At 60.1% G+C, this 18598-nt stretch carries 20 protein-coding genes; 4 read left to right on the top strand and 16 right to left on the bottom strand.

The annotated features are described in order from the left end of the window. Position 1: 1 nt before the first annotated feature. From RS584_RS21885 to RS584_RS21815, 15 genes are all read right to left on the bottom strand, one after another. Positions 2 to 580: a DUF3261 domain-containing protein gene (locus tag RS584_RS21885; RefSeq protein WP_315748624.1), complete on the bottom strand. Its 579-nt coding sequence runs from the start codon at positions 578 to 580 to the stop codon at positions 2 to 4. Beyond that, the gene (locus RS584_RS21880) at positions 577 to 2898 is read right to left on the bottom strand and encodes an MMPL family transporter (protein ID WP_315748623.1); all 2322 of its coding nucleotides are present in this window, start codon (positions 2896 to 2898) and stop codon (positions 577 to 579) included. Before RS584_RS21880 ends, RS584_RS21885 begins: the two co-directional genes overlap by 4 nt. Further along, a complete protein-coding gene (locus tag RS584_RS21875; RefSeq protein WP_315748621.1) occupies positions 2867 to 3472 on the bottom strand; it encodes an outer membrane lipoprotein carrier protein LolA in 606 nt (201 codons plus the stop codon). Before RS584_RS21875 ends, RS584_RS21880 begins: the two co-directional genes overlap by 32 nt. Beyond that, entirely contained in the window at positions 3469 to 3891 is a 423-nt protein-coding gene (locus RS584_RS21870) for an acyl-CoA thioesterase (protein WP_006812302.1), read from the bottom strand. Before RS584_RS21870 ends, RS584_RS21875 begins: the two co-directional genes overlap by 4 nt. 3 nt (positions 3892 to 3894) lie before the next feature. After that, positions 3895 to 5586 (bottom strand): glycosyltransferase family 2 protein, encoded by a 1692-nt coding sequence (locus RS584_RS21865; RefSeq protein ID WP_252011037.1) that lies wholly within the window; start codon positions 5584 to 5586, stop codon positions 3895 to 3897. After that, complete coding sequence (locus RS584_RS21860) at positions 5577 to 5927, bottom strand: hydroxymyristoyl-ACP dehydratase (protein ID WP_063134131.1); 351 nt, start codon at positions 5925 to 5927, stop codon at positions 5577 to 5579. The genes RS584_RS21865 and RS584_RS21860 overlap by 10 nt, the downstream gene beginning before the upstream one ends. Next, positions 5914 to 7260 (bottom strand): AMP-binding protein, encoded by a 1347-nt coding sequence (locus RS584_RS21855; RefSeq protein ID WP_315748618.1) that lies wholly within the window; start codon positions 7258 to 7260, stop codon positions 5914 to 5916. Before RS584_RS21855 ends, RS584_RS21860 begins: the two co-directional genes overlap by 14 nt. Next, positions 7253 to 7852, bottom strand: a complete 600-nt coding sequence (locus tag RS584_RS21850) for a hypothetical protein (RefSeq protein WP_045907611.1) — start codon at positions 7850 to 7852, stop codon at positions 7253 to 7255. The genes RS584_RS21855 and RS584_RS21850 overlap by 8 nt, the downstream gene beginning before the upstream one ends. Continuing rightward, the gene (locus RS584_RS21845) at positions 7824 to 8075 is read right to left on the bottom strand and encodes an acyl carrier protein (RefSeq protein WP_003861262.1); all 252 of its coding nucleotides are present in this window, start codon (positions 8073 to 8075) and stop codon (positions 7824 to 7826) included. The genes RS584_RS21850 and RS584_RS21845 overlap by 29 nt, the downstream gene beginning before the upstream one ends. 11 nt (positions 8076 to 8086) lie before the next feature. After that, positions 8087 to 8344: a phosphopantetheine-binding protein gene (locus RS584_RS21840; RefSeq protein ID WP_003861263.1), complete on the bottom strand. Its 258-nt coding sequence runs from the start codon at positions 8342 to 8344 to the stop codon at positions 8087 to 8089. Beyond that, positions 8325 to 9140: a lysophospholipid acyltransferase family protein gene (locus RS584_RS21835; protein WP_032649758.1), complete on the bottom strand. Its 816-nt coding sequence runs from the start codon at positions 9138 to 9140 to the stop codon at positions 8325 to 8327. Before RS584_RS21835 ends, RS584_RS21840 begins: the two co-directional genes overlap by 20 nt. Continuing rightward, on the bottom strand, positions 9137 to 9859 hold the full coding sequence (locus RS584_RS21830) for a beta-ketoacyl synthase chain length factor (protein ID WP_017384119.1): 723 nt from the start codon (positions 9857 to 9859) through the stop codon (positions 9137 to 9139). Before RS584_RS21830 ends, RS584_RS21835 begins: the two co-directional genes overlap by 4 nt. 125 nt (positions 9860 to 9984) lie before the next feature. Beyond that, positions 9985 to 11034, bottom strand: coding sequence for an AI-2E family transporter (locus tag RS584_RS21825; RefSeq protein WP_032655401.1), 1050 nt, complete (start codon positions 11032 to 11034; stop codon positions 9985 to 9987). Between the two features lie 135 nt (positions 11035 to 11169). After that, positions 11170 to 11727 carry a DcrB family lipoprotein gene (locus RS584_RS21820; protein ID WP_003861272.1) on the bottom strand — a complete coding sequence of 186 codons (558 nt, stop codon included), beginning with the start codon at positions 11725 to 11727 and terminating at the stop codon, positions 11170 to 11172. A 72-nt stretch (positions 11728 to 11799) separates the two neighbouring features. Next, positions 11800 to 12465, bottom strand: coding sequence for a 7-cyano-7-deazaguanine/7-aminomethyl-7-deazaguanine transporter (locus RS584_RS21815; RefSeq protein WP_003861274.1), 666 nt, complete (start codon positions 12463 to 12465; stop codon positions 11800 to 11802). 169 nt (positions 12466 to 12634) lie between these two features. On the opposite strand from RS584_RS21815, the gene tusA reads away from it, so the two are divergent. The 4 genes from tusA (at position 12635) to RS584_RS21795 (ending at position 16293) form a co-directional block, all read left to right on the top strand. Next, on the top strand, positions 12635 to 12877 hold the full coding sequence (gene tusA / locus RS584_RS21810; RefSeq protein WP_000130627.1) for a sulfurtransferase TusA: 243 nt from the start codon (positions 12635 to 12637) through the stop codon (positions 12875 to 12877). 625 nt (positions 12878 to 13502) lie between these two features. Next, the gene (locus tag RS584_RS21805) at positions 13503 to 14474 is read left to right on the top strand and encodes a TRAP transporter substrate-binding protein (protein WP_259389581.1); all 972 of its coding nucleotides are present in this window, start codon (positions 13503 to 13505) and stop codon (positions 14472 to 14474) included. 12 nt (positions 14475 to 14486) lie between these two features. Beyond that, entirely contained in the window at positions 14487 to 14996 is a 510-nt protein-coding gene (locus tag RS584_RS21800; RefSeq protein ID WP_047716443.1) for a TRAP transporter small permease, read from the top strand. Between the two features lie 10 nt (positions 14997 to 15006). Beyond that, positions 15007 to 16293 carry a TRAP transporter large permease gene (locus tag RS584_RS21795; protein ID WP_315748617.1) on the top strand — a complete coding sequence of 429 codons (1287 nt, stop codon included), beginning with the start codon at positions 15007 to 15009 and terminating at the stop codon, positions 16291 to 16293. Between the two features lie 99 nt (positions 16294 to 16392). On the opposite strand, the gene zntA is transcribed toward RS584_RS21795, so the two are convergent. Next, positions 16393 to 18564, bottom strand: coding sequence for a Zn(II)/Cd(II)/Pb(II) translocating P-type ATPase ZntA (gene zntA, locus RS584_RS21790; protein ID WP_315748616.1), 2172 nt, complete (start codon positions 18562 to 18564; stop codon positions 16393 to 16395). Positions 18565 to 18598 lie beyond the last annotated feature (34 nt).

Here is an 18598-nt window from a genome sequence, read left to right as displayed (position 1 = left end):
CTCAGTCACCCAGATATTGAATGGTGATGTGGTAGTGAAAAGCGTGCTGCACAATGCTAATCGGTTCGCGCCTGCCGTTACGGTTCAGGTAGACAATTTCCGTGACCAGTTTGCCATCGGGGTTGCGCAGTTCGCGTCTGGTGTCAGTATCGTTCAGCGTCCAGCCTTTCGGCAACTGCGGCTGCCAGGCGCTGAGCGGCCAGTGGCTCAGCATCACGTCGGCCAGCACCTGGCTGGCGGGCGGCAGCTGCGGCATCACAACCGACTGCTCGGTGTGGATCCCGGTGTTGTCGTAGGTGGCGAGGAACAGGCGGATCCCGACGGAGGAGAGGCCGGCAAGCGTCACTTTATTTCCATCGGCGTTCAGCATCACCAGCAGCGACTGGGTCTGGCCTTTAAAACTGCCGGTAAGCAACTGCTGCGCGCGGATGGCAGGCGTGATGCCCGGCGGGGGCAGCGTGACGCGGGTGCCGGGCTGGAGCCAGGCCTGAGGGCGCGCGTCATCGCGGTTCGTCGTATGGCTACACCCCGCCAGCAACAGGGCCATCATCACTGCCGCCAGGCGAATGAAACGGGTCATGGTAAGTTCTCTTTGTTAGACGGCATCGCCAGCGGGGCGAGCAGGAACGCGGTGAAGATACCGCTCACCAGCACAATGCCAAAGCTGCTGATGGCCTGAGTGGTGCTGAACACCAGCATCCCCAGCGTCAGCAGGGTAGTCATCATGGCGAGGGTAATCGCCAGCATGGAGGTCAGCGGCGTGCCGCGCGGGTTGCTGAAAAACAGCGTGTAGTTGATGCCAATGCCGAGGACCAGCACCAGCGCCAGCAGGGAAAACAGGTTCACCGGATGGCCCGTCACGGCCAGCGCCGCCAGCCCACCGGCCAGCGACAGCACGGACGGCACCAGCGCCACCAGCCCTTTTCGCCAGCCGAGGCGTAGCATCGCGCCGCAGGCAATCACCGCCAGCGCCACGCCCAGCAGCCCCGTCAGCAGCGAGCGGTAGAGCGCAAACAGGCTGTCGAAGCTGGCCTTACGGTCAACCCAGACGATCCCGGGATGGCGGGCGGCCAGCTCACCGAGCGCGGCGCTGTTTCTGACGCCATCGACCGGGACCAGCACACCGCTTTTGCCGTCCGGCAGCGTCAGCCACAGCAAACGCCAGCCCTCGCTGGCCGGGCTGGCGAGCCACGCTTCCACGCTGACAGGCATGGCGTTCAGGTTCGGTGGGACGGCGTTCAGCCCCGTGCTTTGCAGCATTTTCATCACCGTCGGCGCGGCGTTACGCAGAAGATGCAGATCGCTGTTCTGCCGCGCCAGCGAGTTCAGCGGCAGGGTGCGCCAGCGGGTTAATTCACCGGCTTTTTGCGCCAGCGCCAGCGCCGGGGTAAACGCCTCCAGCCGCTCCAGCGTTTCCTGAGCCGACGCGCCGTACACCACGAACCACTTCTGATCGACATTTTGCCCGGTCAGGGCGGTGATGGTTTTTTCCTGCGCCAGAATGTCCTGCGGCAGCGCCTGAAGCCGGGCGATATCGTCATCCACCCGCAGGCTGGCGATCCCGATGGCGGAGAGCAGCGCCAGCGCTACCGGCAGCCCGACAGAGAGGGCTTTACCGTCGCGCCAGGCGTTCAGCCAGCGCTGCATCATCCCTCTCAGGGGGACCGGGCGGACCGGCATGCCCCGGCACAGCCACGGATGCCAGAACATTACCGTCAGGCACGAGGCGCTCAGCCCTGCGGCGGCGAACACCGCCATCTGACGAATGCCGGGGAAGGGGGCCAGCATCATGAAGAGATACGCCACGACGGTGGTCAGCAGCGCCAGCAGCAGCGCGTTACGTACTTTCGCCAGGCTTTGCCAGGGCGAGTGTTCCGCGCCGTGCACCATCCGCTCCGTGAGGTAGTAAATCGTATAGTCCGCCGAGATGCCGATGATGCTCATGCTCATCACCAGCGTCATCAGGTGCAGTTCACCGAACAGCAGCAGCGTCACGACCGTCCCCGCCAGCGCGCCGATGGCAATGGAGAGCAGGCTCAGCAGCAGCGGACGCACGGAGCGAAACACCGACACAATCAGCAGGATCACCCCGAGCACCGTGGCGACGCCAAGCGTGGAAATATCGTTTTTAGCCTGCTGGCTGGCGTAATCGCTGTAGAACACCGTCCCGCGCGAGAGCAGCTGCGCCTGTGGATACTGGCTTTTCAGCGTCTGCTGCAACGCGTTAAGGGTGGTCACCAGCTGGTGGGTTTGCTGCATATCAAACGATGAGCCCGCCAGCTCGCCGTGCAGCAGATACCAGTAGTTCCCGGCCGCATCTTTTGTCACCAGCCAGCCGTCCATCAGCTGCATCTTCTGGCTGTTTTTCGCCAGCGCGAGCTGCGCGCCGCGCATCAGCATCAGCGGATCGTTTTGCAGCTCCTTGCCGCTCACGCCGGAAAAGGCGGAGTAGAGCTGGGACAGGATCCACTGGGCCTGTGCTTGACCGCCGTTTTGCAGGCGGGCGCGGGTGGCCGGATCGACCAGGCCATTGCGGTGTTGCCAGAAGAAATCTCCCCAGGCCTGTTGCCCGGCGGCATCCAGCGGACCTTTTACGACACTCAGCGCCTGGCTGCGTTGCAGCAGGGTTAACCACTGCTGCGCCACGCGCGGGTCCGGCTGTTTGCCGGGGCTGACCAGCCAGATGAGCTGGCGGTCGAGGCGCTGCATAAATCCGTCGTTGAGAGCGGGAGGGATCGCGCCGAGCGTCTGTTTCGGCAGCATGGCGAGCACGCTGCTGTTCAGCCGCGCGCCGGGCAGCAGCGACAGCAGCACGCCCAGCAGGATCAGGCATACCGCGGCCCACAGCAGCGCCGGGCGCAGGGCGTTACGGTGCGGCAAAGCGCTGGCGTTCTGCATCGGTCAGGCGGGCGGGCGTCAGTTGGTGGCGGGAGAGGGCGATATCCGTCGTGTCGCCCTGCTTATCGTTCAGGCGAATGGATTCCAGATAGATCGCGCCCTTCAAATCAAGGGTGGAGAAAATCTTGTCCAGCGGCGTGGTGACGGGCGTCAGCACCAGTGACCAGCGGCCTTCACCCAGATCTTTGAAATCGACGCGGAAGTTCTCTTCCAGCACCTTGCGGTCGGCCTGGAACAGCGCCCGCAGCAGATGGTTGAACTGGAACATCTGCGGGTTAGTGTCGGCGGTAATGGTCTGCGGCGACTGACCGTTGACGATCTGCACCATCCGTTTGTCATCCAGCAGCAGCGTCATCGGGAACGGCGCTTTTTGATCCCACAGCAGGCCATTGTCACGGGCGATCAGCATCTCCCCCTGCGAGCGCAGGGGCTGAGGCATATCCTTGATCGTGCGGATCTGTTCGAAGTGTGCGCGTACCACTGGTTGCTCCGCAAACCGCTGTTGCAGTTCATCCAGCGTGATCGCGTTCACCTGCGGGCTTACCAGCAGCGCGAGTAGCGTTATCCATTTCATGGCGCGATCCCCATGCGTTCGAACAGAATGGCCGGGCTGACAAAGCACATCTCCCGGCTTGCTTCTTCCACCGCCACCTGAATGGTGTAGCCGGTGGTGGTGCGTTTCCCGGTTTGCGCGTCGAAGATTTGATAGGCGATGCGCAGACGGTTTTCAACCTCTTCAATGTGGGCGCGGACGCGAATGCGCTGCTCGAAGGTCACCGCGTCGCGGTATTTCACCCGGGTATCCACCACCGGCCAGACGTAGCCGGACGCTTTCATCTGGCGATAGCCGTAATCAAACTGGTTGAGCAGCGCTTCGCGGGCAATCTCAAAGTAGCGGAAGTAGTTGCCGTGCCACACCACGCCCATCATATCGACATCGTGGAACGGAACGGTGATTTCAACTTCAGCCGTAAAGCGGGGATCGGTCAGCACCCTTTACTCCTTCTCGTTGACCTCTGGCAGCTGCCAGAAATCGAAAAAATTAAACCAGTCGAGCGGCGACAAGAGCGCGTAATGCTCCAGCCGCTGCGCATAGCGGTCGACGGTCTGCTGTAGCGCCTGCTGGCGTTCGCCGCGCGGCAGCAGCAGCGGGTCGGCAAACGGCTCGCAGTGCAGAGTCAGCTTTCCCTGCTGGCAGAGGGCAAAAATCAGCACCACCGGGCAGCGCAAAATGGACGCCAGGATAAATGGCCCCTGCGGGAACGGCGCGGGCTGGCCCATAAATTCGCTCCATATCACCCGCCAGCTACCGCCGCGCTGCGGGGTGACGGCGATGCGATCGCCCACGATCGCCACCCATTCGCCGCGATCCAGCTTCTCTTTAATGAGGATCGCAGTCTCCGGGCCAATGTCGGTGACCGGCATCAGGTGAATGCCCGCCTGCGGTGCCATCTCCTCCATCACCTGCTTAAAGCGTCTGGCGTTGTCGCTGAAGACCAGCGCGTTGATGGTTTTCGCCCCTTCGCGCTGGGCCAGCGCCCGGCAGGCTTCCACATCGCCAAGATGCGACGCGAGCAGCAGTTTGCCCTGAGGATCGTCGAGCCCCAGCGCCTCCTGCGCGCCTGGCGCAAAGACCAGATCGCGATGGAGTTTCATTTCGCCGCGCCAGCTGGCCACTTTATTCAGCATGGCATGACCGAAGCGCAGGAAGTGGGAAAAACTGTTAAGCCGTGCGGGTTGCGGCATTTGCCGCTGTGCCATCACCGTTTTAACCTGCGCCAGCCACTGCTGCGACGCCTGACGCGCAGAGCGGGCGGTCAGCCAGTAGACGGCGGTAACCGGCCACAGCAGGGCGGTAAACGCCTTTCGCCCCAGCAGCTGCCAGACGCACAGCATCAGGCGCATGCCCCATAATCCTTTCACCTCCTGCTGCTGCGCCCAGTGCTGCGAGCGGCGACGCATCAGCAGGGAAGGAATGCGCGGCAGCATGCCAAGAAACAGACGGGTATGCATCAACGAGATGCGCACGTTGTCTTTCAGGGCATCGAAATGGGATACCCCGTCCGGCGGATAGGTCACGCGGGTGGGCAGAAAATAGCTGGTGTTGCCCTGCCAGTAGAGGCGCACCATCACTTCGGTATCAAAATCCATTCGCCTGCCGAGCGGCGTGGTTGCTGCAAGGCGCAGAACCGGGGCTATCGGGTAAACGCGAAACCCGCACATGCTGTCTTTCAGTTGCAGGGAGAGGGTTTCAATCCAGACCCAGACGTGCGTTATCCAGCGCCCGTACAGGCGCGAACGGGGGATTGAGTCATCGTAAACGGGCTGCCCGGAAATGAGCGCATCGGGATGACGCCCGGCCAGCGCCAGCAGTTTGGGAATGTCCTCGATAGCGTGCTGGCCGTCAGCGTCCACCTGAACGGCGTGGGTGAAGCCGCGATCGGCGCAGGCTTTCAGCCCCTGCATCACCGCCGCGCCTTTGCCGCTGTTTTCGGCCAGCCGCAGCAGCGTAACCTGCGGACGATCCGCCGCCAGCGCTTCAAGCGTGCGGCGCGTGGTTTCATCGCTGCCGTCGTCCACCACCAGACAGGGCAGTTCGAAAGGCGCCAGGCGCGCCAGCACCGAAGCCATCATCGCCCCGTGGTTGTAGCAGGGGATCAGCACGCAGGGACGGAAGGTTACTGACATAAGCGAATCTTCCCGCTGCTGGCGGTGTGGCGCTCGTTACCCGCATGGCGCTGGTAGCTAAAGGTCAACATCTGGCGTTCAGGCTGCCAGGCAAGGAGCAGCGTGACCGTGTTCTCCGGCAACAGCGGGGCGGCGAACTTCACGTTCTGAATACTGTGAAAACGGTAGCCCGACGCCAGCGCGGCGGCGTAATGCATCACCCAGTCGAGCTGCGCCACGCCCGGCAGCAGCGGCTGTACGGCGAAATGTCCCTTAAACCAGAGCAGGTCAGGATCAAGATAAAAGGTTATCTCCAGATGCTGTGGATCGGGCTGGAGGCGCCCGATTTCAGGGATCTTCATGAAACAACTCCTGTAGCTGCGCAGTCACGCGCTTGTTCATGCTGTTGACCGGGATTTCATCAACGATCCGCCAGTAGCGCGGTACGGCAACCGGTTCAAGCCAGGGGCGAAGGGCGCGTCGCCAGGCGAGCTCCTGCGCTGTTTTGCTCTGTTCGTGTTGCTGACGCACCGCTTCATTCAGCACCAGCAATACGCCAATGCCCTGACGCCCGCCGCGCGTCACCGTCAGCGCGGCGGCCTCGCGGATGCCGTCCAGCGCCAGCAGGCGGTGCTCAATGTCATCGAGTGAAATGCGCTTATCTTCAATTTTGACCACCCGACCACGACGCCCGACGAGGCTGAACTGCCCGTCAGCCGTGAAGTGCAGGATATCATCCAGCACGATTCCCTCCGCCTTGGGGATCAGCGGCGATATCACGCGATCGCCGTGAAACGCCACGCCGGGAAAAGGCTGCCAGCGCGTGCTTTCCTCCTGACGGTAGCGCCAGGCCATTACGCCCGTTTCCGTGCTGCCGTATATTTCATCCGGCCAGACGTTGAGCCAGGCCTGAACCGCGGCGACCTCCAGCCAGGGCAGTGCGCCGCCGGCGGAGACGAGCAGGTTGACGGGGGGCGGCGTCAGCGACGCGTCCAGCCGCTTGAGAAACGCCGGACTGCTGATGAAAAGGTAGCGTTTATCGTCGGGAAGGGCAGAGAGCTGCTCGGCATAGTTGAGCAGGCTGGCATGCAGCGGCAGGCCGAGCGCCATGGGTAAGACAACACGAAACGTCAGGCCATACAGGTGGTGCAGCACCACGGAAGCCACGACGTGACAGCCCGCCAGACGCTCGCCAAAATGCGCCGCCAGCAGACGAGCCTCACGATCAAGGCTGACCACCGGCTTACTTACCCGCTGCGGCGAGCCGGTCGAGCCGGAGGTGTAAAGCTCGATCGTGCGCATCTCACCGATGGCTGGCAGCGGTGAAAAGGGATGGCCTGCCCGCTGCGCGGAAGCCACCCGCAGCTGTCGCCCCTGAAAATCGAGCGTGGTGTCGCTCAGGACGCCGCTGAACAGCGCCCGCTGTTCGTTAAGCTGCGCCGCCCGGCTGTGCCCGGGGAGGACCGGCGTTTTACCCGCATGCAGCGTCGCCAGCAGCGCGACAATAAACAGATAACCGTTTTCGATGCACAACGCCCAGCGTTCGCCATCTTCACGACGCAGCGTGTCGACCAGCTGAGTGACGTCGTGGCGCAGATCGCCAAGCGTCCAGAGGCGGTCGTCCTGCCAGGCGACAGGGGAGTCGTCAGGGCGGGGCGCACTGAGCCACTGGCTAAGCGGAAGAGGGTTAAGCATCGTTTTTAATCACCCGTTGTCGCACCAGCCACTCGCCAGCCATCAGCGTGCCCATCAGGAGATAGGCAATCATCCCATTCCACAGCGTCCACAGACGGATATCGGCGTGTAATACGGTAAACAGCGCGATCGCCCCGTTGATAATAAAAAAGCCGCACCAGACCTGGGTAACCCGGCGCGTGTAACGTACCCCGACGGGGGAGAGATCCGGTTCACGCAGGCGCGCCAGCCGTTCAACAACAGGCATTGCCGTCCACAGCGAACCGCCAAACACCACCAGCATCACCAGATTCACCACCACCGGATATAACAGCACCCACTGGTGCGCGTGCAGGACGTAGCTCGCCGCGCAAAGCGCTATGCCAGCCAGCGCTACGCTCACGAACAGATAACGCAGGGGGCCGCCCTGCCGACGGGCCTGGCAGACGCGCAACAGCAGCACCAGCGCCATCACGGGCAGTATCCCGTGCAGGCTATTATTCGCCAGCCCGAAGCCGATCAAAAACGGCCATGCCAGCAGCATCAGCCCCGTCAGGGCGGGAAGAACTGGAATCGAACGCACGTTACGCGTCGCGCTGAAGCTGTTCCACAACGTCCACGACGTCCTGCACCGTGCGCACCGCTTTGAAGGTTTCGGGCTTGATTTTATGGCCCGTTTTCTTTTGCAGGTGCACCACCATATCGACGGCATCAATGCTGTCGAGATCCAGATCCTCGTAAAGACGTGCCTCAGGGGTAATATCCTCCGGGGCGATTTCAAACAGCGTAATAAGAAGCGCAGAGACTTCCTGATAAATCGTTTGTTGTTCTGTCATAGCGGTCATTCTCAGGCGCGTTGTTGATGGATAAAAGCCGCGAGCGTGGCAACGGAATAGAAGTGCTGACGCATCTCGTCACTTTCGGCAGAAAGCACTACGCCGTACTGATTTTTTACCGCCAGACCCAGCTCAAGGGCGTCGATTGAGTCCAGACCGAGGCCGTCGCCAAAGAGCGCGGCGTCTGTATCAATATCCTCTGGGGTAAGTTCTTCCAGATTCAGCGTAGAGATAATGAGATTCTTAATTTCAAGATAGAGCGCTTGCATCTTTCGTTCCTGACAAAGATTGAAGACCGGTTGTTAACTGATGCTGCATATGCCGGTTTAACTGCCTTGCTGCCAGCGCGGGTTCGTGCTGACTCGCATCATAAAAATCATGAATGTTGATGCGTTCGCGAACATCCACGGTGAAAACAGGTTTGTTGGGGGGCACGTTATACCAGCTGCTCTGTTTATCCAGCATCCGTTCACTACAGTGGATCACCACCACGCGCACGGCGCTGTTGCAGCGAACGGCGATATTCGCCGCCCCACGTTGCAGGGTCATGGCTTCCCCCACCCGGGTGCGGGTGCCTTCAGGGAAGATAAGCAGGGTGTCGCCCTGGGCCAGACGCAGCTGGCTTGCGGCAAGCAGCGTGTCGGCTTCGCTGTTAATCAGATAGTCAGCCGCGCGGATCACGCCGCTGACGAACGGGTTACGCAGCAACGCGCTTTTCACCAGACAGTCGGTTTCGTTCATCACCGACGCCAGCAGAACGTAGTCCAGCAGCGAGGGATGATTCGCAATCACCAGACAGCCCCGCTCGGCGCGCAGAACGTCCAGGTTGTTGAAACGGTAATCCAGTACCCCTGCACCGCGTACCACCGCGAGGAACAGGCGAAAACTGGCAGAAATAGTGCGGCGTGCCAGGCGGCGACGTTGAGTGCGGTCGCGCTGGAAAATCAGCAGCAGGTTAAACCACACCAGCGACAGCGTCAGCCCGCCGAGGCCGAACAGGACGAAGCACAATCCGGTCATCAGCATCCGCCATATCCGATCGAGGCGGGAACGTAACCCTCTCATTGGCGCGTCCATTGCCACAGCAGGCGCTCGCCCGGCAGGGTAAACTGGCGCTCGTCCCGCAGGTAATGGCGCAGGAACTGGAGGCTTTGCGGCAGCGCGGGCTCTTCAGGCGTGCGGTTGACGTGCGTTTCACAGCTGAGCGTATTTCCCGCCTCAATCACCAGCGCCAGCGCGTAGGGCCAGACGGGCATCTGCGGCGGCAGCCCGGCGTGATAAAAATCAGGCAGCAGACCGTCGAAATCCACCAGCAACACGCGGGAGTAGCCCGCATGCAGCAGGCTCAGCACGTCGCACAAGCTCTGCTGGAAGGTATCCATACCGGCGGAAACCGACGAAGAGACAACAGGCTGACGCGCGGCGATAGTGAGATTGCCGACCGCCGAGTTGTGTACCGACATGGCAAAATCGGTGGGGGAAACGGGCTGTTCTGCCGCCAGGGCCTGGAGAATACGGAAATTGCGCTCCAGCTCCCCATGACGGCTGCTGTAGACGACGGCATCGATGCGGTGTTTGCGCAGCATCATCAGGCCAAGATCGACGGCCAGCCTGCTGCCTGAATTCAGGCGGCGGGCGGTCATCATCGGCAGATCGGTCAGTTTCGCCAGCGGTGCAGCGGGATCGATGGCGTCAGACCGGCGTGACCATGCCTGCCATTCGTCGGCATCGCTGAGTCCTGGCGCTCTTGCCTGCCAGTCGATAAGGGTAAGTGTAAATTTCATCTACGCGCGTCCGCGATAAACCTGTTTCTGTGACTTTTTCTTCGCCAGCGCGATTTGCTGCGCACATCGTACAATGTTGTCGTCGCGCTGGCGAATAAACGTCACTTTTGACCCTTTCCACCCGGTTATCCCGGCAAACGGCTTTTTGGCCGACCCGGACCCAGAAGAATGGCGAGTTTACTGCCTCCTTTCGTGGTTTCCATCCAGATTTTACAGACGCTGGTGAGCGGCACGGAGAGCAGCATGCCCACCGGACCCAGCAGCCATCCCCAGATCAGTAACGATAAAAACACCACCATCGTCGACATGCCCAGACGGTGGCCCATCATGCGCGGCTCGAGAATGTTACCCAGCACCATATGCACGACAAGGAACAGCGCTCCTACCAGCATGCACTCATAAAAACCGTTAAACAGGAACGCCTGGATCATCGGCGGAACGGCGGAAAGCACCGCGCCGATATTGGGTACGTAGTTCAGTAAAAACGCCAGCACGCCCCACATCAGCGCGAACTGCACGTCCAGCAGTACCAGCCCCAGCCAGACGATCACGCCGGTCCACAGGCTTAACAGCGTTTTCAGCGCCAGATACTTGGATACGCCCTTCAGCGCGCGGTGCAAGCCGGCAATGTGGATCTGAGGATTGTTCAGGGCAAAACGCAGTTTATACGGCACGTGGCGCACTTCGAACAGCATAAACACCACCGTCATCACCAGCAGCAGAATGCTGGCCATTGCCCCGGAAAGCCCGGTCATCAACGTGGTGGCGTAGGTCATCACCTTCTCGGAATCCATCCGACGCAGCATCCGTTCCGGTGAGATATGCAGATTCACGAACGGCAACGTGCGCTGAAGATCGACCAGCTTGCGCGTCAGCTCTTTATTGTACTGCGGCAGCATGGTGGAAAATTCGCTCAGCGAGGCGGCGAGCACGCCGAACAGCGCCGTCAGGACAACCAGCATCACCATCACCACGATGGTAATCGCGACCGGGCGGCTGATGCCCCGGCGTAAAAACCATGTCACTAGTGGGTTGAGCACAATGGCGAAAAACAGCGCCAGCAGAAGCTGAACAATGATATCCGCCGCCGCGTGGATACCCGCAAGGATAACCACCAGACAGGCAAGTTTTAATAAAATATGAAGTCCGGCTTTGTCGGGCGGGCTGGCAGTCATAAGAATTCCTTTTTCCGGGGGGCGTGTTAATTGTAGTGCGCCGGATGGGCTTCGTCTGGCGTGTTAGTCTGAAAGTCGTGGCAAAAAAATGGCCCCCGGCGCAAGCGACGGAGGCCACGGCATCCTGGTGAACGATTACTGGATCACAAGGGTGTTAATGATGTTTTCAGCGGCGGTCTGCGCTTTCTGCTGATTGTCTGCCGGCAGGGTGATCTGCATGGTCAGCAGTTTATTGTCCACCTTGCCGAGCACCACGGAGGAGTACGCGGTCTGGCCTTTGGCAGAGATGATGCTGTCCAGCTGTTGCAGCGTGTGGCCTTTCAGTTCAACAGACTTGTTGGTGACCACCTGAAGCTGCGGGTCGCGGCTGCGCTGCTGATCTTCCAGGCGTTTGGCCAGCACGCCCAGATCTTCGCTGGTATCGTCACCGACGATCACAATCACCGCTTTTTGGCCGGTGGCATCGGAATAGACGTGCATATTGTTCGCCTGGGTGCCCAGCTTACCGCTCTGGTCGGTCATGTCCGCAGGCAGAGAGAAACTGAGTTTGCCATCCATCAGGCTCACCGGCTGACCGGTGGCGTTGCTTTCTGCTGACGCGCCCTGAGCAGGCGTTTTGGTGTCGCTGTTATCACAGGCTGCAAGGCCAACAACCAGCAGGCCAATCCCGACATATTTAACCAGATTGCGCATTGACTTCTTCCTTTCGATAAACGGCCATAACGGCTCATTCGTTCATCTTATCACAACTGATAAAGCGAACCCTTAACCTGCCTGCAATGCGGAGATTTCAGATTTATCTGCCAGCCTTTTCAGCAGCATATTCAACAGTACGCCGTACATCGGCAGGAAGAAAACCAGGCTGATAAGCACCTTAAAGGCGTAGTCCACCAGAGCAATTTCCATCCAGTGTTCTGCCATGAAGGCGTCCGGGCTGCGCCAGAAGGCGATGAAGAAGAAGGCCAGCGTATCGCTCACGTTACCGAACAGCGTGGAGGCCGTTGGTGCCATCCACCAGCGATGGTTTTGACGCAGGCGGTTAAACACGTGGACATCGAGGATCTGCCCCAGGGCATAAGCCATAAAGCTGGCGGTGGCAATACGCGCGACGAACAGGTTGAAGTGCGTCAGCGCTTCGAAGCCCTGCCAGCTGCCCATGTAAAACAGCGAGGAGATGGCGTAGGAGACAAACAGTGCCGGGATCATCACCGCAAAAATAATCCGCCGCGCCAGCGGTGCGCCAAAAATACGCACGGTTAAATCCGTCGCAAGGAAAATAAACGGGAAACTGAACGCGCCCCAGGTGGTATGGAAACCAAAAATGGAGATGGGCAGCTGTACCAGATAGTTACTGGAGATGATCACCAGCAGATGAAATAGCGAAAGCCAGAACAACGCCTTGACGCGCTGCGATTGTGTAAAGGAGTTCATATTGTACCTTTTTGATTAATATTTGGGGTGAGGGAACCCAATAAAGCCGCCGCATGATACTGCTTTGACGATACTTTGCAATGGCTAATTTTCACGCAATCGTTAACCTGGTTTGCATTGGCGATAGCGGGGCGTAAACTACAGCCGTTTTTACCTGAATGAGAAGAAAATGACCGACCTGTTTTCCAGCCCAGACCACACGCTTGATGCTCAGGGCCTTCGTTGCCCGGAGCCGGTAATGATGGTGCGTAAAACCGTCCGTAACATGCAGAGTGGCGAAACGCTGCTGATCGTCGCCGATGACCCGGCTACCACCCGTGATATCCCCGGCTTTTGTACCTTTATGGAACATGAACTGGTGGCGCAGCAAACCGAGACCTTGCCGTACCGGTATTTGATTCGTAAGGGGTAAGTGCGGCCTGATGTCCTCACCCTGACCCTCTCCCACGGGGCTGAGGGTTCCCCACAAAATAATGCCTGCACAGACGGCCCCCTCTCCCTTGAGGGAGAGGGCTGGGGTGAGGGGGAACATACGGCTCTGGTGGTCATTCCGTTCACGTTATGTTCCTTGCTACTCTGTCACGACATGACCGGTGAACGTGCCAGGGTGGCTCAGTCGCCACCACCCTGGCGACCCGGGCTCCCGGCGGAAAATCGCCGCTTCGCGGTACCTTCGGCTTATTCCTTCCGGCTTATCGGGGACGGGCGGAGGTAACATCCCTGTAAAGCCCGCCCTCTCGGCGCATCCCTGCGCCTCGCCCCGGCCTACAGGAAACGCCTCAGCGATTTACAGCCGGACCGAGGCATCGCTGAAAGCCCTCAGTTATTCTGAGGCAACGTTATCGCTTTTGCTTTCAAATTACTGGGGAACCCTCTCCCACGGGGAGAGGGAGAAAACCGTTCTAAACCATCGTTTCAAAATTTCGCGCTTTTTGTGAGGCGCTTCACCCTCCCTTTTCCAGCCGTAGTCTAATTTTTAAGCGTCAAAAACTAAAACATCGTTTTAACGCTTATCTCACTACCCTGGAGTTGACTCAATGAAAACGACCCTCAAGCCGTTACTGGCCGCTCTGTGTCTGTCTGCTTTTGCCTGCTCCGTTTCCGCCCAAACCATTAAAGCGGCGGATGTCCACCCCGAAGGCTACCCGAACGTGGTGGCGGTGCAGCACATGGGTGAAAAGCTCAAACAACAAACCGACGGCAAGCTGGAGATCAAGGTCTTCCCCGGCGGCGTGCTCGGGGATGAAAAGCAGATGATTGAGCAGGCGCAGATGGGGGCAATCGACATGATCCGCGTCTCGATGGCGCCTGTTGCCGCCATCCTGCCGGATATCGAAGTTTTTACGCTGCCCTACGTGTTCCGTGATGAAGACCACATGCACAGGGTGATCGACGGCGATATTGGCAAGCAGATTGGCGACAAACTCACCGCCAACCCGAAATCTCGCCTGGTGTTCCTCGGCTGGATGGATTCCGGTACCCGTAACCTGATCACCAAAGAGCCAATCGTCAAACCGGACGATCTGAAAGGGAAGAAAATCCGCGTGCAGGGTAGCCCGGTAGCCCTCGCCACGCTGAAAGACATGGGGGCAAACTCGGTGGCGATGGGCGTGAGCGAGGTTTACAGCGGCATGCAAACCGGCGTGATTGACGGCGCGGAGAATAACCCGCCGACCTTTATCGCACACAACTACATGCCGGTTGCCAAAAACTACACCCTGAGCGGCCACTTTATCACCCCCGAAATGCTCCTCTATTCAAAAGTGAAATGGGACAAGCTCAGCGCCGACGAGCAGCAAAAGGTCCTGACTCTGGCCCGCGAGGCGCAGTTCGAGCAGCGTAAGCTGTGGAATGCCTACAACGACCAGGCGCTGGCAAAAATGAAAGCGGGCGGGGTGCAGTTCCACGACATCGACAAAACGGTGTTTATCAAGGCTACGGAGCCGGTGCGCGCCCAGTATGGCGACAAGCATCAGGATCTGATGAAAGCCATCGCTGACGTCCAGTAAACCGGAGTACGTATGTCCGAACTCTACCTGAAGTGGATGGACCGTCTGTACCTGCTCGCCATGACCGTGGCGGGCGTCTCGCTGCTGGTCATGACGATAGCGATCCCGATTGGCATCTTCTCGCGCTACGTGCTTAACCGCGGGGAATCCTGGCCGGAGCCGATCGCCATTATCTGCATGGTGACCTTTACCTTTATCGGCGCGGCGGTGGGGTATCGCGCCGGATCGCACATCGCGGTAAACATGCTCACCGACCGTCTGCCCGACATGCTGAAAAACCTCTGTGCTCGCGTGGTCGATCTGCTGATGCTGCTGATCTCCGCGCTGATGTTCTGGTACAGCCTCTGGCTGTGCGTCGACCTCTGGGAACAGCCCGTCGCGGAGTTCCCGCTTCTGACGTCCGGCGAAAGCTATCTGCCGCTGCCCGTCGGGTCGGCCATTCTGATCCTGTTTGTGATTGAACGCCTGCTGTTTGGCTCGCAGGAAAACCGTCCCGTCGTGCTCATCGGCAACCACAGCTAAGGGGTGAACAATGGATGCTTTCGTGTTGTTATTCACCCTCGCCATTTTGCTGGCGCTGGGTATGCCGGTGGCCTTTGCCGTGGGCTTAAGCGCCGTGGCGGGCGCGCTGTGGATTGATTTGCCGCTCGAGGCGCTGATGATCCAGATCACCAGCGGGGTGAACAAGTTTACCCTGCTGGCGATCCCGTTCTTCATCCTCGCCGGGGCGATCATGGCGGAAGGGGGCATCGCCCGACGGCTGGTGAACTTTGCCTACGTGTTTGTCGGCTTTATTCGCGGCGGGCTGTCGCTGGTGAATATCGTTGCGTCAACGTTCTTCGGCGCAATTTCCGGCTCGTCGGTGGCGGATACGGCCTCCATCGGCAGCGTGATGATCCCGGAGATGGAGAAGAAGGGCTATCCGCGCGAATACGCGGCGGCGGTGACGGCCAGCGGGTCGGTGCAGGCGATCCTGATCCCGCCCAGCCACAACTCGGTGATTTATTCCCTGGCGGCAGGGGGAACGGTCTCCATCGCCACGCTGTTTATCGCGGGCGTGCTGCCGGGGCTGCTGCTGGGGCTGTGCCTGATGATCCTCTGTCTCGGATTCGCCCACAAGCGCGGTTACCCGAAGGGTGAGAAAATCCCGTTTAAGCAGGCGGTGAAGATTTTACTTGATGCCCTGTGGGGGCTGATGACGGTAGTGATTATCCTCGGCGGGATATTGTCCGGGATATTCACCGCAACCGAATCTGCTGCCGTGGCCTGTCTGTGGGCGTTCTTCGTCACCATGTTCATCTACCGTGATTACAAATGGAGCGAACTGCCGAAGCTGATGTGCCGGACGGTCAAAACGGTCACCATCGTGATGATTTTGATCGGCTTTGCCGCGGCGTTTGGCGCAGTGATGACCTATATGCAGCTGCCGACGCGCATCACCGAGTTCTTCACCTCGCTCTCCGATAACAAGTACGTGATCCTGATGTACCTCAACGTCATGCTGCTGCTGATTGGCACGTTGATGGACATGGCGCCGATCATCCTGATCCTGACCCCGGTGCTGCTGCCGGTGACCAACTCGCTGGGGATCGACCCGGTGCATTTCGGGATGATCATGATGGTGAATCTGGGGATTGGGCTTATCACGCCGCCGGTCGGGTCGGTGCTGTTCGTGGCGAGCGCGGTGAGCAAGCAGAAAATTGAAACCGTAGTGCGGGCGATGCTGCCGTTTTACGGTATGTTGCTGGTGGTGCTGGGGATGGTGACGTACATCCCGGCGATATCATTGTGGCTGCCGGGGGTGTTAGGGATGCAGTGACGCCGTTTTATGCCGGGTGGCGGCTACGCCTTACCCGGCCTACGGTTACGGTTCGGAGATGTTGTAGGCCCGGTAAGGCGTAGCCGCCACCGGGCGTTTTTACCGACGGCGCAACAGCCGCAACGCGTTCGCCGTAACCAGCACCGTCGCCCCCGTATCCGCCAGTACCGCCAGCCACAATCCGGTCATGCCGAGCAGCGTGGTGACCAGGAAAATCCCCTTCAGACCCAGCGCAATGCCGATGTTCTGCCGAATATTGGCGCGCGTCGCCCGCGCAAGATCTATCATCTGCGCCAGCCCGGTCAGGCGGTTGTGCGTCAGCGCCGCGTCGGCGGTCTCCAGCGCCACGTCGGTGCCGCTGCCCATCGCAATGCCGATGGTGGAAGCCTTCATTGCCGGGGCATCGTTTATCCCGTCCCCGACCATCGCCAGCGGGGCATGACCGTTCAGCTCGGTTACCGCGCTGACTTTATCCGCAGGCAACAATCCGGCCTTAAACTCCAGCCCCAGCTCGCCAGCAATCGCCGCCGCCGCGCGCGGGTTATCACCGGTCAGGATCACGCCCTGTACCCCCAGCTTGTGCAGCGCGTCGACGGCGTCTTTCGCATCGTCACGCAGGGTGTCGCGCAGCGCCAGCATGCCCATCGGCACACCGTCCTGCATCACGGCAACAACCGTCTGCCCGGCCTGCTCTAATGCCTCAACCTGTGGATTCGGGAACGCGCCTGCCGCGGCGATCAGGACTTTTTTGCCTTCGACCACAGCCTCAATCCCTGACCCAACCAGCGCTCGCTGGGCCGTTGCCGGAGGGATGTTCAGCCCGCGCCCCTTCGCTTCACGCACAATCGCCTGCGCCAGAGGGTGGGTGGAGCCCTGTTCAACGGCGGCGGCCAGTATAAGCAACTCGTCTTCACTGATGTCCTGCGGATACACGCCGGTCACCTGCGGCTTGCCAACCGTCAGCGTGCCGGTTTTATCGAAGGCGATGTGCTGAATCTGGCTCAGCTGTTCCAGCGCCGCGCCGCCCTTAATCAACGCCCCGCGACGTGCCGCCGCCGCCAGCCCTGAGGTAATCGCAGCCGGGGTGGAGATCACCAGCGCACACGGACAGCCGATCAGCAGCAGCGTCAGCCCTTTGTAAATCCAGCCCTCCCACGGCGCGCCGAAGAACAGCGGCGGCACGACGGTGACCAGCAGCGCCACCAGCATGATGGCGGGGGTGTAAATCCGGCTGAAGCGATCGATAAAGCGTTCTACCGGCGCGCGGCGCTCCTCGGCTTCTTCTATCAGCCTGAGGATGCGGTCGATGGCGCTGTCGCCCGGTTCGGAAAGGACCGTCAGCAGCACCAGTCGGTCGACGCTGGTGGCGCCCGCAGGTACCTTTTCACCTGCCGCGCGCGCTACCGGGATGGATTCCCCGGTCAGGGCGCTTTCGTCAAAGCTCGCGGTGGCGGTAATGAGGGTCCCATCGGCTGGCAGACGTCCGCCTGCGGGCACTTCAATCACGTCGCCCGGGCGCAGGGTGTTGATGGCGACCGTTTCACGAGTACCGTTTATCACGCGCGTGGCGGTTTCCGGCTTCAGCGCCATCAGCGCGCTCACCCCTTTGCGCGCCCGGCTCGCCGCCCAGCCTTCAAGGCGTTCGCCGATTAAGAACAGCAGCAGCACCATCGCCGCTTCCGCCGTCGCGCCAATAAACAGCGCCCCGATAGCCGCCACGCTCATCAGCGTTTCGATGGCAAACCAGCTGCCGCTTCTCATCAGACGCAGCGCCTGACGCGCAATCGGGAACAGGCCAACCAGCGTGGTGGCGATAAACGCCAGGTTGCCGAACGGGTGGTTGATTTGCTCCAGCCCCCAGCTCAGGGCCATCATGATGATGAGGGTAATGAGCGGCAGATTTTCTTTTAGCGGGGACGTTTTTTCTGCGGGCGCCGTTTCGCTGCGCAGGGTATAACCCGCTTTGCTGACGGCGGCTTCAACCTGTCTGCTGACGTCGTTTTCGGCGCTGACCAGCAGCTTTTCGGTAGCGAACAGCACCTGAACGTGTTTCACACCCGGCACCTGCTTCACCGCATTTTCCACTTTGCGGGCGCAGGCCGCGCAGTCCATGCCGTTGACCACCCAGCTATAGTGATTGCCGTTTTCAGGCAGCGCTTCGGTCCGGGTTTCGCACGCGCCCTCGCAGCAGCAGTCCTCTTTTGGCGGAACCGGGCTGAGCTTAAGTGCCGAGAATTGGGGAACTTTTTTAGGTATTTCTGGAGTCGACATGGCAGTCTCCGGTAATGATAATTTTCTCATTAAC

The organism is Enterobacter sp. DTU_2021_1002640_1_SI_PRY_ASU_LCPMC_013 (genome assembly GCF_032389435.1).
GTDB lineage: Bacteria > Pseudomonadota > Gammaproteobacteria > Enterobacterales > Enterobacteriaceae > Enterobacter > Enterobacter hormaechei_C.
The sequence above is the reverse complement of the archived record's forward strand: the minus strand, read 5'-3'. Positions and strand labels throughout refer to the sequence as shown.